This window comes from uncultured Phascolarctobacterium sp., from assembly GCF_934190775.1.
GTDB lineage: Bacteria > Bacillota > Negativicutes > Acidaminococcales > Acidaminococcaceae > Phascolarctobacterium_A.
Genome location: NZ_CAKPTG010000002.1, coordinates 122,160 through 136,880, shown reverse-complemented (window position 1 = coordinate 136,880; position 14,721 = coordinate 122,160). Strand labels below are relative to the sequence as shown.

At 45.9% G+C, this 14,721-nt stretch carries 27 protein-coding genes; all 27 read right to left on the bottom strand.

Features of this window, described 5'->3' with window-relative positions:
- Positions 1-18: 18 nt before the first annotated feature.
- Positions 19-198: a 50S ribosomal protein L30 gene (gene rpmD, locus Q0G26_RS01645; protein WP_021719369.1), complete on the bottom strand. Its 180-nt coding sequence runs from the start codon at positions 196-198 to the stop codon at positions 19-21.
- Positions 199-211: 13 nt separating this feature from the next.
- Positions 212-712, bottom strand: coding sequence for a 30S ribosomal protein S5 (gene rpsE, locus Q0G26_RS01640; protein WP_009145402.1), 501 nt, complete (start codon positions 710-712; stop codon positions 212-214).
- A 17-nt stretch (positions 713-729) separates the two neighbouring features.
- Positions 730-1,092, bottom strand: a complete 363-nt coding sequence (rplR, locus tag Q0G26_RS01635) for a 50S ribosomal protein L18 (RefSeq protein ID WP_021719367.1) — start codon at positions 1,090-1,092, stop codon at positions 730-732.
- A gap of 25 nt (positions 1,093-1,117) precedes the next feature.
- Positions 1,118-1,666 carry a 50S ribosomal protein L6 gene (gene rplF, locus Q0G26_RS01630; RefSeq protein WP_040565066.1) on the bottom strand — a complete coding sequence of 183 codons (549 nt, stop codon included), beginning with the start codon at positions 1,664-1,666 and terminating at the stop codon, positions 1,118-1,120.
- 27 nt (positions 1,667-1,693) lie between these two features.
- Positions 1,694-2,092: a 30S ribosomal protein S8 gene (gene rpsH / locus Q0G26_RS01625; protein ID WP_009145399.1), complete on the bottom strand. Its 399-nt coding sequence runs from the start codon at positions 2,090-2,092 to the stop codon at positions 1,694-1,696.
- 31 nt (positions 2,093-2,123) lie between these two features.
- Positions 2,124-2,309 carry a type Z 30S ribosomal protein S14 gene (locus tag Q0G26_RS01620; RefSeq protein ID WP_009145398.1) on the bottom strand — a complete coding sequence of 62 codons (186 nt, stop codon included), beginning with the start codon at positions 2,307-2,309 and terminating at the stop codon, positions 2,124-2,126.
- Between the two features lie 16 nt (positions 2,310-2,325).
- A complete protein-coding gene (rplE, locus tag Q0G26_RS01615) occupies positions 2,326-2,871 on the bottom strand; it encodes a 50S ribosomal protein L5 (RefSeq protein WP_009145397.1) in 546 nt (181 codons plus the stop codon).
- Positions 2,872-2,898: 27 nt separating this feature from the next.
- Positions 2,899-3,228: a 50S ribosomal protein L24 gene (gene rplX / locus Q0G26_RS01610; RefSeq protein ID WP_009145396.1), complete on the bottom strand. Its 330-nt coding sequence runs from the start codon at positions 3,226-3,228 to the stop codon at positions 2,899-2,901.
- A 37-nt stretch (positions 3,229-3,265) separates the two neighbouring features.
- Complete coding sequence (gene rplN / locus Q0G26_RS01605) at positions 3,266-3,634, bottom strand: 50S ribosomal protein L14 (protein ID WP_009145395.1); 369 nt, start codon at positions 3,632-3,634, stop codon at positions 3,266-3,268.
- Between the two features lie 38 nt (positions 3,635-3,672).
- Complete coding sequence (gene rpsQ / locus Q0G26_RS01600; RefSeq protein WP_021719365.1) at positions 3,673-3,933, bottom strand: 30S ribosomal protein S17; 261 nt, start codon at positions 3,931-3,933, stop codon at positions 3,673-3,675.
- 32 nt (positions 3,934-3,965) lie between these two features.
- On the bottom strand, positions 3,966-4,160 hold the full coding sequence (gene rpmC / locus Q0G26_RS01595) for a 50S ribosomal protein L29 (protein ID WP_009145393.1): 195 nt from the start codon (positions 4,158-4,160) through the stop codon (positions 3,966-3,968).
- Complete coding sequence (gene rplP, locus Q0G26_RS01590) at positions 4,160-4,612, bottom strand: 50S ribosomal protein L16 (RefSeq protein WP_021719364.1); 453 nt, start codon at positions 4,610-4,612, stop codon at positions 4,160-4,162. The genes rpmC and rplP overlap by 1 nt, the downstream gene beginning before the upstream one ends.
- A 6-nt stretch (positions 4,613-4,618) precedes the next feature.
- Positions 4,619-5,287 (bottom strand): 30S ribosomal protein S3, encoded by a 669-nt coding sequence (gene rpsC, locus Q0G26_RS01585; protein WP_009145391.1) that lies wholly within the window; start codon positions 5,285-5,287, stop codon positions 4,619-4,621.
- 27 nt (positions 5,288-5,314) lie between these two features.
- Positions 5,315-5,647 carry a 50S ribosomal protein L22 gene (gene rplV / locus Q0G26_RS01580; RefSeq protein WP_009145390.1) on the bottom strand — a complete coding sequence of 111 codons (333 nt, stop codon included), beginning with the start codon at positions 5,645-5,647 and terminating at the stop codon, positions 5,315-5,317.
- A 20-nt stretch (positions 5,648-5,667) separates the two neighbouring features.
- Positions 5,668-5,943: a 30S ribosomal protein S19 gene (rpsS, locus tag Q0G26_RS01575; RefSeq protein ID WP_009145389.1), complete on the bottom strand. Its 276-nt coding sequence runs from the start codon at positions 5,941-5,943 to the stop codon at positions 5,668-5,670.
- A 31-nt stretch (positions 5,944-5,974) separates the two neighbouring features.
- Positions 5,975-6,805 (bottom strand): 50S ribosomal protein L2, encoded by an 831-nt coding sequence (rplB, locus tag Q0G26_RS01570; RefSeq protein WP_009145388.1) that lies wholly within the window; start codon positions 6,803-6,805, stop codon positions 5,975-5,977.
- Positions 6,806-6,828: 23 nt separating this feature from the next.
- Entirely contained in the window at positions 6,829-7,119 is a 291-nt protein-coding gene (rplW, locus tag Q0G26_RS01565; protein WP_293827947.1) for a 50S ribosomal protein L23, read from the bottom strand.
- Positions 7,119-7,745 (bottom strand): 50S ribosomal protein L4, encoded by a 627-nt coding sequence (gene rplD, locus Q0G26_RS01560; protein WP_293827945.1) that lies wholly within the window; start codon positions 7,743-7,745, stop codon positions 7,119-7,121. Before rplD ends, rplW begins: the two co-directional genes overlap by 1 nt.
- 32 nt (positions 7,746-7,777) lie before the next feature.
- Positions 7,778-8,419, bottom strand: coding sequence for a 50S ribosomal protein L3 (gene rplC / locus Q0G26_RS01555; RefSeq protein ID WP_293827943.1), 642 nt, complete (start codon positions 8,417-8,419; stop codon positions 7,778-7,780).
- A 15-nt stretch (positions 8,420-8,434) separates the two neighbouring features.
- Positions 8,435-8,746 (bottom strand): 30S ribosomal protein S10, encoded by a 312-nt coding sequence (gene rpsJ, locus Q0G26_RS01550; RefSeq protein WP_021719359.1) that lies wholly within the window; start codon positions 8,744-8,746, stop codon positions 8,435-8,437.
- Positions 8,747-8,917: 171 nt separating this feature from the next.
- Positions 8,918-10,108 carry an elongation factor Tu gene (tuf, locus tag Q0G26_RS01545; protein ID WP_009145072.1) on the bottom strand — a complete coding sequence of 397 codons (1,191 nt, stop codon included), beginning with the start codon at positions 10,106-10,108 and terminating at the stop codon, positions 8,918-8,920.
- 39 nt (positions 10,109-10,147) lie between these two features.
- On the bottom strand, positions 10,148-12,250 hold the full coding sequence (gene fusA / locus Q0G26_RS01540; protein WP_210684867.1) for an elongation factor G: 2,103 nt from the start codon (positions 12,248-12,250) through the stop codon (positions 10,148-10,150).
- Positions 12,251-12,285: 35 nt separating this feature from the next.
- Complete coding sequence (gene rpsG, locus Q0G26_RS01535) at positions 12,286-12,756, bottom strand: 30S ribosomal protein S7 (protein WP_009144757.1); 471 nt, start codon at positions 12,754-12,756, stop codon at positions 12,286-12,288.
- A 46-nt stretch (positions 12,757-12,802) separates the two neighbouring features.
- Positions 12,803-13,183 (bottom strand): 30S ribosomal protein S12, encoded by a 381-nt coding sequence (gene rpsL / locus Q0G26_RS01530; RefSeq protein ID WP_009144758.1) that lies wholly within the window; start codon positions 13,181-13,183, stop codon positions 12,803-12,805.
- Positions 13,184-13,235: 52 nt separating this feature from the next.
- Positions 13,236-13,505, bottom strand: a complete 270-nt coding sequence (locus Q0G26_RS01525) for a ribosomal L7Ae/L30e/S12e/Gadd45 family protein (RefSeq protein WP_293827940.1) — start codon at positions 13,503-13,505, stop codon at positions 13,236-13,238.
- Between the two features lie 276 nt (positions 13,506-13,781).
- On the bottom strand, positions 13,782-14,114 hold the full coding sequence (locus Q0G26_RS01520; RefSeq protein ID WP_293827938.1) for a hypothetical protein: 333 nt from the start codon (positions 14,112-14,114) through the stop codon (positions 13,782-13,784).
- 29 nt (positions 14,115-14,143) lie between these two features.
- Positions 14,144-14,665 carry a nitroreductase gene (locus tag Q0G26_RS01515; protein ID WP_293827936.1) on the bottom strand — a complete coding sequence of 174 codons (522 nt, stop codon included), beginning with the start codon at positions 14,663-14,665 and terminating at the stop codon, positions 14,144-14,146.
- Positions 14,666-14,721: the final 56 nt, after the last annotated feature.

Here is a 14,721-nt window from a genome sequence, read left to right as displayed (position 1 = left end):
TCAGTACACCTCCTTGTCTTACGCTTCTTCAACCTTCACGAGATGTTCAACCTTGTGAACCATGCCGCGAATAGTCGGAGTATCTTCTTTAACAACGCTAGTATTGATTTTACCTAAGCCCAGAGCTTTAACGGTTGCACGCTGATCTTTGGGGTAACCGATCAGGCTGCGGGTCAGGGTGATTTTAATTTGTGCCATGACAAAGTCCTCCTTAGCCCAACAATTCTTCTACGGTTTTACCACGCAGAGCTGCAACAGCTTCAGCACTCTTCAAGGATTTCAGACCTTCAATGGTTGCACGAACCATGTTGTTCGGGTTGGAAGAGCCTTGAGATTTAGTAAGAATATCACGAACGCCAGCCAATTCCAGTACGGCACGTACAGGGCCGCCAGCGATAACGCCGGTACCTTCTGCAGCCGGTTTCAGGAATACGCGGCCTGCGCCGAATACACCGATGTTTTCATGAGGAATAGTAGTACCAACCAGCGGTACAGTAACCAGGTTTTTCTTAGCGTCTTCAACGCCTTTACGAATAGCTTCAGGAACTTCTGCAGCTTTACCCAGGCCCATGCCTACATGACCATTTTCATCACCTACAACAACAAGTGCAGCGAAGGAGAAACGACGTCCGCCTTTAACAACCTTAGCAACACGGTTGATGAAAACGACTTTTTCTTGTAATTCGTTTTCTTTATTTTCGAAGTTCGCCACTTTATTTCCTCCTTCTCTTAGAATACCAGGCCAGCTTCGCGAGCAGCTTCAGCCAGGGCAGCTACACGGCCGTGGTACAGATAACCACCACGATCGAATACAACTTCTTTTACACCCTTAGCCAGCGCTTTTTCAGCGATTGCTTTGCCTACAGCTTTAGCAGCCTCAATGTTGCCGCCGTAGTTTTCTTTCAGATCTTTTTCAACGGTGCTGGCAGCAGCGATAGTTTCGCCGGTCTCATCGTTAATAACCTGTGCATAAATGTTGGACAGGGAACGGTATACGTTCAGACGAGGTTTTTCAGCAGTACCGATAATATATCTACGAGAACGGAGATGACGTTTTTGACGTTTCTCGTTTTTATCAACTCTGTTAAGCAAGAGTTTCACTCCCTTCTTTTAGAAATTATTTCTTGCCTTTAGCGCCGGCTTTACCAATCTTACGACGAACATGTTCGCCTTCGTAACGGATACCTTTACCTTTATAAGGTTCAGGCGGACGCAAAGTACGGATATCTGCAGCAACTGCACCTACAACTTCTTTATCAGCACCGCTAACAACGATCTTGTTCGGAGCGGGAACTTCAAAAGTAATACCTGCAGGCGGCTCTTTTACAACCGGGTGAGAGAAACCCAGAGTGAAGTTAATGTTTTGGCCTTGCTTAGCAGCACGGTAACCAACACCATTAATTTCCAGAGTTTTGCTGAAGCCTTGAGTTACACCAATGATCATGTTGTTGATCAGGGTGCGGGACAGACCATGCAGAGAACGGTTTTCTTTTTCATCGTCCGGACGTTCAACAGTGATTACACCATTGTCCATGGTCAGCTTCATGTTTTTATTGATTTGGCGAGCTAATTCGCCTTTAGGACCTTTAACGGTCACGTGATTATCTTCAATAGTAACTGTTACACCAGCGGGAACAGTAATTGGCATCTTACCAATTCTAGACACGTACGAGCACCTCCTATCTTTTCAGTATTACCATACGTATGCAAGAACTTCGCCGCCCAAGCCTGCTTTACGAGCAGCTTTGTCGGTCATCAAGCCTTGGGAAGTAGAAATTAATGCAATACCCAGACCTCCGAGGACTCTAGGCAGTTGGTCTTTTTGAGAATATACTCTCAGACCAGGTTTGGAAATACGTTTAATACCGGAGATAACCTTCTCTTTATTAGCACCGTATTTCAGGCTGACGCGGATAACATTTTGTTTGCTGTCAGCAATAACTTCGAAATCTTTAATGAAACCTTCGGCTTTCAGGATTTCAGCAATAGCCAGCTTAATCTTGCTGCCGGGGATCTCAACTTTATCATGATGAACTGAATTTGCGTTACGAATACGGGTAAGCATATCAGCAATCGGGTCAGTCATTACCATACTTAAATACCCTCCTTCCTTGTTGTCTGTCTTACCAGCTTGCTTTGGTTACGCCCGGAATAGCTCCTTTATAAGCATATTCACGGAAGCAGATACGGCAGAGGCCAAATTTACGCATATAGCCATGAGGTCTGCCGCAAACTTTGCAGCGGTTATAATGACGAACTTCAAATTTCGGTTCGCCTTTCCATTTTTCGATCAGGGCTTTTTTAGCCAATGTGTTCCCTCCTCACTTATGCGCCGAACGGCATTCCGAGGAGTTTGAGCAGCTCTCTAGCTTCCTCGTCTGTCTTAGCGGTAGTCACAATGATGATATCCATGCCACGAACTTTATCGATCTTATCATATTCGATTTCCGGGAAAATCAATTGTTCTTTCAGACCCAGTGCGTAGTTACCACGGCCGTCAAATGCGGAAGCATTTACGCCACGGAAGTCACGTACGCGCGGAAGAGCGAGATTCATCAGTTTATCAAGGAAATAGTACATACGGTCGCCACGCAGGGTTACTTTAGCACCCAGAGGCATGCCTTGACGTACTTTGAAAGCTGCGATGGATTTCTTAGCTTTGGTGATAACAGGTTTTTGACCTGCGATCTGAGTCATATCAGCAACTGCGCTTTCCAGAGCCTTGCTGTTGCCTACAGCCTCGCCAACACCCATGTTGATGACAACTTTCTCGATTTTAGGGATTTCCATTACGTTTTTATATTGGAATTTGTCATGCATAGCCTTAGCTACTTCAGACAAATATTTTTCTTGCAATCTGGTCTTTGCCATTCAGTTATTTCCTCCTTTCCCGGAAAATTATTTATCGATTACTTCACCGCATTTTTTGCAGGTTCTTACGAAAGCACCGGCAACTTCGGTCTTTTTAATACGGGTAGCTTGTTTGCAAACCGGGCATACCAGCATTACTTTGGAAGAAGCGAGCGGAGCTTCTTTAGTAATGATGCCGCCTTGAGGATTTGCCTGAGACGGTTTGGTATGACGTTTTACTTTATTCACGCCTTCAACAACCACTTTGGCTTTCTTAGGCAGAGCTTCAACGATCTTACCTTGCTTGCCTTTATCCTTACCGGACAGTACAAGAACGGTATCGCCTTTTTTAACATGCAGCTTTACAGCATTTGCCATGTCAAGAACACCTCCTTACAGTGCGTTATCTAATTTCTTACAGCACTTCCGGTGCCAGAGAAATGATTTTCATGAAGTCTTTTTCGCGAAGTTCGCGGGCAACAGGCCCAAAAATACGAGTGCCGCGCGGGCTCTTGTCGTCTTTAATTACAACTGCTGCGTTCTCATCAAAACGGATGTAGGAACCGTCTGCACGGCGAACACCTTTAACGGAACGAACAACAACTGCTTTAACTACGTCGCCTTTTTTTACAACGCCACCGGGTGATGCATCTTTAACAGCACATACGATAACGTCACCGATATTAGCATATTTACGGTAAGAACCGCCTAATACACGGATACACATAACCTTCTTAGCGCCAGTGTTGTCACCAACATTAAGGATAGTTTGTTGTTGTATCATGGATTTCCCTCCCTTGCCGGACTAACTCTTCGGCAAAATTATTTAGCACGCTCTAAGATTTCAATAACGCGCCAGCATTTATCTTTAGACAGCGGACGAGTTTGCATAATTTCAACTACGTCGCCAACATGTGCTTCGTTATTTTCATCATGAGCTTTGAATTTAATAGTATGTTGTACGCCTTTTTTGTACAGCGGATGCTGAACGAAACGTTCTACTGCAACTACGACAGTTTTCTGCATTTTATCGCTGACAACTTTACCAATACGGGTAACACGTGCGTTTCTTTCTTCGGTCACGACTGTTTCCTCCTTGTTATACTTCAAAACAGTTAAGCCTTGAGCTCACGTTCACGCTGGATTGTTTTGATACGGGCAATGGATTTCTTAACGTCACGAATTTTCATCGGATTTTCACATTGACCGGTTGCCATTTGAAAACGCAGATTGAAGAGTTCCTCTTTCAAATCTGCCAACTTGGTGTCTAACTCAGCAGCAGACAATTCACGAATTTCTGTTGTTTTCATTAAGCTTCACCACCCTTTTCTTGTGCGGCAGCTTCAGCTTCCTGTTGAGCGCGAGTTACAAATTTGCATTTGATAGGCAATTTGTGGCTAGCAAGACGCATTGCTTCTTTAGCAACTTCTTCGCTAACGCCGTTCATTTCGAACAGTACGCGACCAGGTTTAACTACTGCTACCCAGTACTCCGGAGAACCTTTACCAGAACCCATACGAGTTTCAGCAGGTTTTGCAGTAATCGGTTTATCCGGGAAAATTTGAATCCAAACTTGACCGCCACGTTTGATATAACGTGTCATTGCGATACGGGCTGCCTCAATCTGGCGGTTGGTAATCCAAGCGGGCTCCAATGCTACCAGACCGAAATCGCCATGAGCGATTCTGTTACCGCGCATAGCACGGCCAGTCATACGACCTCTATGTTGTTTACGATGTTTAACTCTCTTCGGTAATAACATGTCTGCTTATGCCTCCTTTGCCGGAGCAACTTTAGCTGCTTCTTTGCTTTCAGGAAGAACTTCACCTTTGTAGATCCATACCTTAATGCCGATACGACCATAAGTGGTATGTGCTTCTGCAGTGCCATAATCAATGTCAGCACGCAGGGTGTGCAGAGGAATGCTGCCTTCACGATAGGATTCGCTGCGTGCAATTTCAGCACCGCCAAGACGACCGCCGCAGGTAATTTTGATACCTTTAGCACCCATACGCATGGTACGGCCAACGCATTGTTTCATAGCACGACGGAAAGCGATACGGCGTTCCAGCTGTGCTGCAATGTTCTCTGCAACCAAGGTTGCGTCCATATCCGGGGTTTTAACTTCTACAATGTTGATTTCGATAGCGCTCTCAGTCATTTTCTTCAGGTCGGATTTCAGCAGTTCAATGTTGCTGCCTTGACGACCGATTACCATACCAGGTTTTGCAGTATGGATGGAAATGCGGGCTTTATTAGATGCGCGTTCGATTTCTACTTTAGAGATACCGGACAGGAACAGTTTTTCTTTGATGAACTCACGGATTTTAATGTCTTCTAACAAGAATTTCTCATAGTCTTTGCCAGCGTACCATTTGGAATCCCAGCCTTTGATAACGCCAACACGGAGACCATGCGGATTAACTTTTTGACCCACTATCTTTTCCCTCCTTCTGACGGGATATTATTTTTCTTTAACTGCTACAGTTACGTGGCTAGAACGTTTCAGAATTTTGAAAGCCTGTCCACGGGAACGAGGATGAATACGTTTCATGGTCGGACCTTGATCTACTGCACAGTAGGATACGATCAGGTTATCCACGTTCATGTCAAAATTGTGCTCTGCGTTTGCTACTGCACTGCGCAGAACTTTCTCGATTACCTCAGAACCAACCTTCGGGGTATATTTGAGGATCGCGAATGCTTCACCAACGGATTTGCCGCGGATGAGATTGATTACGATGCGCAGTTTGCGCGGCGCAATACGGATATATTTTGCAATTGCCTTTGCTTCCATTGTTTGGTCCCCCTTTCCCCTTATTTTAAGCCGGTGCTCTTATCTGCGTGACCTTTGTAAGTACGAGTAGGAGCGAATTCTCCTAATTTATGGCCTACCATATCCTCGGTAATGAATACCGGAACATGTTTGCGTCCGTCATGAACCGCAATGGTGTGACCAACGAAAGACGGAAGAATAGTAGAGCTGCGAGACCAGGTCTTAACAACTTTTTTATCATTAGCGGCATTAAGCACGTCAATCTTTTTCAAAAGACTTGCATGGACAAAAGGTCCTTTTTTAACTGATCTGGACACTAGGTTAGCCTCCTTTCCTTATCCTGTTTTATTATTTGGTTCTACGTTTCAGAATTAACTTAGTAGAAGCTTTCTTCTCTCTGCGAGTACGAGTACCGAATGCACATTTACCCCAAGGAGTAACAGGACGTTTACGACCAACGGGGGAGTGACCTTCACCACCACCATGCGGATGGTCGTTAGGATTCATAACAACGCCGCGGTTAGCAGGACGGATACCCAGCCAACGGCTGCGGCCAGCTTTACCGATGCAGATGTTTTCAGCATCAATGTTACCAACTTGACCGATGGTTGCACGGCAGTTGATATGTACTTTACGGATTTCGCCAGAAGGAAGACGGAGCAGAGCGTAGTCGCCCTCTTTAGCCATCAGCTGTGCGCTGGTACCAGCACTACGAGCCATTTGGCCGCCTTTACCAATTTTCATTTCCACGTTGTGTACGGTAGTACCAAGCGGAATGTTTTTCAGCGGCAGGCAGTTACCGGTTTTGATATCTGCGTCCGGACCGCTTACTACGATATCGCCTACTTTCAAATCAAGCGGAGCGATGATGTAACGTTTTTCGCCGTCAACATAGTTGATCAGAGCAATGCGAGCGTTACGGTTAGGATCGTATTCAATGGTAGCAACCTTAGCCGGAATGCCGTCTTTGGTGCGCTTGAAATCAATGATACGATATTGTTTTTTATGACCGCCGCCTTGATGACGAACAGTCATTTTACCGGTATTATTACGGCCTGCATGTTTACCAAGTTTCTCAACAAGCGGGCGGTAAGGCTTGTCAGTCGTAATCTCTTCGAAGGCAGACACAGTAATAAAGCGTCTGGAAGGAGAATACGGATTAAAGCTTTTAATAGCCATTTAATTTACCTCCTATACGTTAATTACATTCCTTCGAAAAGGGGAATCGTATTGCCTTCAGCAAGCTTCACGATAGCTTTCTTATAATCGGAACGTTTGCCAACATATTTACCCATGCGTTTGGTTTTGCCCATTACGCGGATGGTATTTACATTCAATACTTTTACGTTAAAAATCGCCTCAACAGCTTGGCGGATTTCTACTTTGTTAGCATCCAGGGGAACCTGGAAAGTGTATTTGTTCTCCTGCATCATCTGAGAAGTCTTTTCAGTGATGATGGGACGAATCAGTAAATCGCGAGGATTAGCAGCCATTATGCGAGCACCTCCTCAATTTTTTCTACAGCATCTTTAGCAAGGAATACCTTTTTGCTGTTCAGGATATCAAAGCAGTTCAGACCCATGTTGGTGATGGTGTTTACTTTCGGCATGTTACGAGCGGAAAGAGCAACGTTTTCGTTGGAACCATCAGTGATCAACAGAGCTTTAGTATCAGCAGCTTCAAAAGCTTTCAGCATGGAAGCTACTTGTTTAGTTTTCGGAGCGTCAAAAGCAAGGCCTTCAACAACTACCAGTTCACCAGCTGCTACTTTAGCAGACAGTGCGCAGCACAGAGCTAAGCGACGTGCTTTACGAGGCATTTTCTTTGCATAGCTGCGAGGTTGGGGACCAAAAGTGGTACCACCGCCAACCCATACGGGAGAACGGTTAGAACCGCAACGAGCGCGGCCAGTACCTTTTTGTTTCCAGGGTTTACGACCGCCACCGCGTACCATAGCACGGGTTTTAGTAGCGGAAGTTCCTTGACGTTGGTTTGCCAGCTGCATTACGATTGCTTGATGTACTACAGCTTCGTTGAACTCAGCGCCAAATACGGAATCATTTAATTCTATTTCACCGGTTTGTGCACCGGAAAGATCATATACTGATAACTTCGGCATTAGAAGCATCCTCCTTTCTTTCGCTTATCTTATTATTTGTTAGGTTTTACGGTTTCCTTCAGTACTACGTAAGAACCAGTAGCACCCGGAATAGCACCCTTAACCAGAATAAGATTACGTTCTGCGTCAACCTTAACAATGGTCAGACGTTGAACAGTTACATTTGCATTACCCATACGGCCAGGCAGTTTTTTGCCTTTGATTACACGGCCGCCAGGACCGGAATGCATGGGGCCCATAGAACCAGGCTCACGGTGAGATTTAGAACCATGTTTCATAGGTCCGCGAGAGAAATTGTGGCGCTTAATAGTGCCTGCAAAACCTTTGCCGCGGGAAACGCCGCTTGCGTCAATCAGTTCGCCTGCAGCAAAAATATCAGCAGCGATTTTATCGCCTACCGCATATTCGGAAGGAGCAGCCAGACGCAGCTCTCTGACAAATTTAACCGGTGCTACACCAGCTTTGTCAAAATGGCCTTTCATCGGTTTGGTGGTATGTTTTTCTTTAATTTCACCAAAACCAAGTTGAACAGCATTATAACCGTCTGTTTCTTCGGTTTTGTTTTGAAGTACAACGCAGGGGCCTGCTTCTACAACAGTAACAGGAATCAGTCTGCCATCAGCTTCAAAAATTTGGGTCATGCCCAGTTTTTTGCCTAAGATACCTTTAGCCATTATTGCACCTCCTCCTTACAGTTTAATTTCAATATCTACGCCAGCGGGCAGGTCAAGACGCATCAGAGCGTCAACAGTCTTACCGGTGGGTTCCAGAATGTCTACAAGACGTTTGTGAGTACGCATTTCGAATTGCTCACGGGAATCTTTGTTAACATGCGGAGAACGCAGAATAGTGTAAATGTTTTTTTCTGTAGGAAGGGGAATCGGACCGGAAACTTGTGCACCGGTACGTTTTGCAGTTTCTACAATCTTAGAAGCACTTTGGTCAAGTGCTTTATGATCATACGCTTTCAGGCGTATTCTAATCTTTTGAGACTTAGCCATTAAAAAATATCCTCCTAAATTCGCCCAGTTTCTATGAACGGACATACTCCGTGAAAATCTCCCTGTCTAACAGGCAAGCAACCTTTCACATCATCGCAGGGCCATACCAACAAACATAAGAATAGAGGGGAGGTTAACCCCCCTCATATTCTTCCAGGGATCTAACTAAAATTATTTCTCTTCTACTTCGGAAACAACGCCAGCGCCAACGGTACGGCCGCCTTCACGGATAGCGAAACGCAGACCTTTTTCGATAGCGATCGGGGTGATCAGTTCTACTTCCATGGTTACGTTATCGCCAGGCATTACCATTTCTACACCTTCCGGCAGTTCGGTTACGCCAGTTACGTCGGTAGTACGGAAATAGAATTGCGGACGGTAGCCGTTGAAGAACGGAGTGTGACGGCCGCCTTCTTCTTTGGTCAGTACATAAACTTCACCTTTGAATTTGGTGTGCGGATGAATGCTGCCCGGTTTGGACAGTACTTGGCCACGCTCGATTTCTTTACGGTCAACACCACGCAGCAGGCAGCCGATGTTATCGCCAGCTACTGCTTCGTCCAACAGTTTGCGGAACATTTCTACGCCGGTTACTACGGTAGATTTTTTCTCGTCTTTCATGCCAACGATTTCTACGGTGTCGCCAACTTTAACAGTACCACGCTCTACACGGCCGGTAGCAACGGTACCACGACCGGTGATGGTGAATACGTCCTCGACAGGCATCAGGAACGGTTTGTCGGTTGCACGTTCCGGCAGCGGAATGTAGCTGTCAACAGCGTCCATCAATTCCATGATTTTTGCTTCGTATTTCGGGTCGCCTTCCAGAGCTTTCAGAGCGGAGCCTGCAACAACAGGGATGTCATCGCCGGGGAAGTCATAGGAGCTCAGCAGTTCGCGAACTTCCATTTCTACCAATTCCAGCAGCTCTTCGTCGTCAACCATATCTACTTTGTTCAGGAATACAACCATTGCAGGTACGCCTACTTGGCGAGCCAGCAGGATGTGCTCACGAGTCTGAGGCATCGGGCCGTCAGCAGCGGATACTACCAGGATTGCGCCGTCCATCTGAGCAGCGCCGGTGATCATGTTCTTTACATAGTCAGCATGGCCCGGGCAGTCAACGTGTGCATAGTGACGGGTTGCGGTTTCATATTCAACGTGAGAGGTGTTGATGGTAATACCACGTTCACGTTCTTCCGGAGCTTTATCGATCATGGAGTAGTCCATGAATTCTGCGCCGCCTTTTTCAGCCAGTACTTTGGTGATAGCAGCAGTCAGAGTAGTCTTGCCATGGTCAACGTGACCGATGGTGCCGATATTCAGATGCGGTTTAGTTCTTTCATATTTAGCTTTTGCCATTGTGAATTTCCTCCTTAAGGTTGTTTGTTAAAACTAGGCTTAGTTGGTGCCTTTGTTTTTAGCAATAATTGCCTCAGCAATGTTTCTGGGAACGTCTTCGTAGTGGTCTACTTCCATGGAGTAGTTACCACGGCCTTGGGTTTTGCTGCGCAGGTCGGTAGCATAACCGAACATCTCAGCCAGCGGAACGAATGCATTGATTACTTGTGCACCGTTACGAGCTTCCATGCCTTCGATGCGGCCACGGCGGGAGTTAACGTCGCCGATTACGTCGCCCATGTATTCTTCAGGAACTGTAATTTCTACTTTCATGTAAGGCTCAAGGATAACCGGGTTAGCTTTTTCAGCACCGGACTTGAAGCCCATAGAACCGGCAATCTTAAATGCCATTTCAGAAGAATCGACTTCATGGTAAGAACCATCATAAACAGTAACTGCGATATCAACCATCGGATAACCGGCAACTACGCCGTTTTCCATAGCTTCTTTAACGCCTGCTTCGATAGGAGCGATGTATTCCTTAGGAATAGCGCCGCCAACAACTTTGTTTTCAAACAGGAAGCCTTCGCCAGGTTCACGCGGGGTGATTTCCAGCCAGCAATGACCGTATTGGCCTTTACCACCGGACTGACGAACAAATTTACCTTCAGATTTAACAGCTTTGCGAATAGTTTCGCGGTAAGCAACCTGCGGGTTACCAACAGTACAACCTACTTTGAATTCGCGCAGCAGACGGTCAACGATGATGTCCAGGTGAAGCTCGCCCATACCGGAAATAATGGTTTGGGAAGTTTCAGGATCAGTGTGAACACGGAAGGTCGGATCTTCTTCTGCCAGTTTTTGCAGGGCGATGCCCATTTTTTCCTGGTCAGCTTTAGTTTTCGGTTCAACTGCAACGGAGATTACAGGGTCAGGGAATACCATAGATTCGAGGATGATCTCGTTTTTCTCATCGCAGAGAGTATCACCGGTAGTGGTGTCTTTCAGACCTACAGCAGCTGCGATATCACCGGAGTAAACTTGTTCAATTTCTTCACGGTGGTTAGCATGCATTTGCAGGATACGACCGATACGCTCACGTTTACCTTTAGTGGAGTTATATACATAAGAACCAGCAGTCAAGGTACCGGAGTATACACGGAAGAATGCCAGCTTACCAACAAACGGGTCGGTAGCAATCTTGAATGCCAATGCAGAGAACGGAGCTTCGTCGCTGGACGGGCGCTCGTCTTCTTCGCCGGTTTCAGGATTTACACCTTTGATGTTAGGAACATCTGTCGGTGCAGGCATGAATTGGATTACAGCGTCCAGCATCGGTTGAACGCCTTTGTTTTTGTAGGAAGAACCGCAGCAAACCGGAGTCATTTTGCAAGCGATGGTTGCTTTACGGATACCAGCCAGGATTTCTTCTTCGGTCAGCTCTTCGCCTTCCAGATATTTCATCATCAGCTCGTCATCGGATTCAGCAACAGCTTCAACCAATGCTGCACGGTATTCCTCAGCTTTCTCTTTCATGTCAGCCGGAATTTCTACGAACTCTTCTTCTTTACCGAGTGCATCATCATAAACGATTGCTCTCATTTTGATCAGGTCGATCATGCCTTGGAAAGTATCTTCAAAGCCGATAGGCAGTTGAATAGGTACTGCATTAGCATTCAGACGAGTCTTCATCATGTCAATTACACGATAGAAGTCTGCACCGGTAATATCCATTTTATTTACATATGCCATACGGGGTACATGGTATTTGTCAGCCTGACGCCATACGGTTTCGGACTGAGGTTCAACACCGCCCTTAGCACAGAAAACTGCAACGGAACCATCAAGTACACGCAGGGAACGTTCAACTTCTACAGTGAAGTCAACGTGGCCCGGGGTATCGATGATGTTGATACGATGTTTATCGAATTGGTGCTCGGAACCTTCCCAGTAGCAGGTGGTTGCAGCAGAGGTGATGGTAATACCACGCTCTTGTTCCTGAACCATCCAGTCCATGGTAGCAGCACCTTCATGGGTTTCACCAATCTTATGTACTCTGCCGGTATAGAACAGAATACGTTCGGTGGTGGTGGTTTTACCAGCATCGATGTGAGCCATGATGCCGATATTTCTAGTTCTCTCAAGCGGAATTAATCTGCCCACTTCTTTATCCTCCTCAAATTAACTGAGACAGGTCATTACCAGCGGTAATGAGCAAATGCTTTGTTTGCTTCTGCCATCTTGTGGGTATCTTCGCGTTTCTTAACAGCTGCGCCAGTGCCATTGGAAGCGTCCATGATCTCACCAGCTACACGCTCGTACATGGTGCGCTCACCACGCAGACGAGAGTAGTTTACCAGCCAACGGATACCCAGGGTGGTTTTGCGGTCAGCACGTACTTCAACAGGTACTTGGTAGTTTGCACCACCAACACGACGGGCACGAACTTCCAGCAGCGGCATTACGTTCTGCATAGCAGCATCGAACACTTCCAAAGGATCTTTGCCAGTCTTTGCACGAACCAGGTCGAATGCATCGTATACAATACGTTCTGCAACGCCTTTTTTGCCGTCGAGCATAATTTTATTAATAAATCTAGTTAAAAGCTTAGAACCGTACACCGGATCCGGCAGTACGTCTCTTTTAGTTACAGGGCCTTTTCTCGGCATGTGTTTCCCTCCTTAGGATTAAATCATTCTTAATGTTTTCTTGAAATTATTTCTTTGCTTTAGCACGTTTTGCACCGTACTTAGAGCGAGATTGGTTGCGGTTAGCAACGCCTGCAGTATCAAGAGCACCGCGAATGATATGGTAACGCACACCAGGAAGGTCCTTGACTCTTCCGCCTCTGATCAGAACAACACTGTGTTCCTGAAGATTATGGCCGATACCCGGGATATAAGCAGTAACTTCGATGCCGTTGGTCAAACGTACACGAGCTACTTTACGAAGTGCAGAGTTAGGTTTCTTCGGGGTAGTGGTGTAAACACGAGTGCAGACGCCACGTTTTTGCGGGCATTCTTTCAATGCCGGCGCAGTAGATTTGCTTTTCAGAACCTCTCTACCTTTGCGAACCAATTGGTTAATTGTAGGCATATCGGCACCTCCTTTCCAAACAATTAGATTTTAATGATTATAAAAACTCAGCTCACGCCAAGCCCTTATCAGCTTTAAGTACCGCAGCCGCTGCTGCCTTGACGTTGATGTTGCAGGCTCTGCCGATTTCCAGCATCGTTTCTGTGTTTTCAATCGGTACTGAATTTTCCCGACACAGTTGCATCAGCCTGCCGGTAACTCTCTCGTCCGCATCACTTGCGATATAGACGACAGCGGCAACTTGTCTTACTACAGCTTTTTCTGTCTGCTTAACGCCAACAGTACGCTTTTCAGCTTGCTTTAAAGCTTCAAGTGCCATCATGTTACCTCCTTCATCGAGCGCATAGCTCTCCCGCGATACTTGTATATTGTAACATCTCATGCACATCATGTCAACACTTTTTAGCAACTTTTTTAAAAAAATTAGTAGTGCTTTCTGCCGTGTTAATGCACTTCTTTCTTTACACGCAGCCAAGTGTTTCATTGACTTTTTCTTCATGCATAAAGTACACTCAAGGAGTACTTTTTCAGCAAAGCTTTCACCTGAAATATCGCATAAAAAAAGAGCTGCCAATGCTTATGACAGCTCATATGTATATTATTTTGCAACGCCCGGGAAGGAAGAAACGTATTTGATTTTTATATCAGGAAAACTATCAACAAACTGAACTCTGAAATCTTCACCGTACTCAACAAATTGCCACTCACCTATATTATTAGGAAAGCTTTGAACAACCTTTACCTTCAGGTCCGGGAAACTGTCGACTACCTTTACCTTAATATCCGGGAAGCTGTCCACAATTTTCACCTTACCGCATAGCTTGATGTTTTTGTAGTAGCCTGCACTATTGATTGGAGTGGCTGCTCCCGCAATACACGGAAAAGCCGCAACCAACAGCACTCCTAAGCATAGAATTGTTTTTTTCAGCATCTCGCTTCCCCCTTTCGTTGCAGACGCTTTTATTTTACATAGAATACACGATTTGCTTTACGCGGAGCAGCCTGAGGTACAGGTCCGTCAGCATAACCAAGGATGCAGTGGCCTACCCCCTCATATTCTCCTTCTATCCCCCACTCTTTCAGCAGCTGCTTGCCTTCTTCAGAAGCAAACTCTTCCTTAGCACGGTTAATCCAGCAGCTGCCAAGTCCTACAGCGTGAGCTGCCTGCATCAGGTTACCCATGATAAGGCTTGCGTCATAAATAGCATTCTTGTTGCTCTTCGGCGCCAGCACAATCAAAACAACAGGCGCACCATAAAATGTATCACTCTTCGTACCCATAATAGCACGGTTCATCTGCGACAGCTTGTCACGCACCTCTTTATTCGTAACCGCAACAATAATTGAATCCTGCTCGCCATGACCGCTGGCAGCATAAAGACCGGCTTCAATAACCTGGTCAATCAATTCCTGCGGCACCATGTCTGCCTTATATTTGCGTACGCTTCTGCGTTCCTTTAATGCTTGTAATTCTGCATTCATTTTATGTCAGCTCCTTATCGTTAATAAAATAAAATTTTAGGCTTTTACACTACACT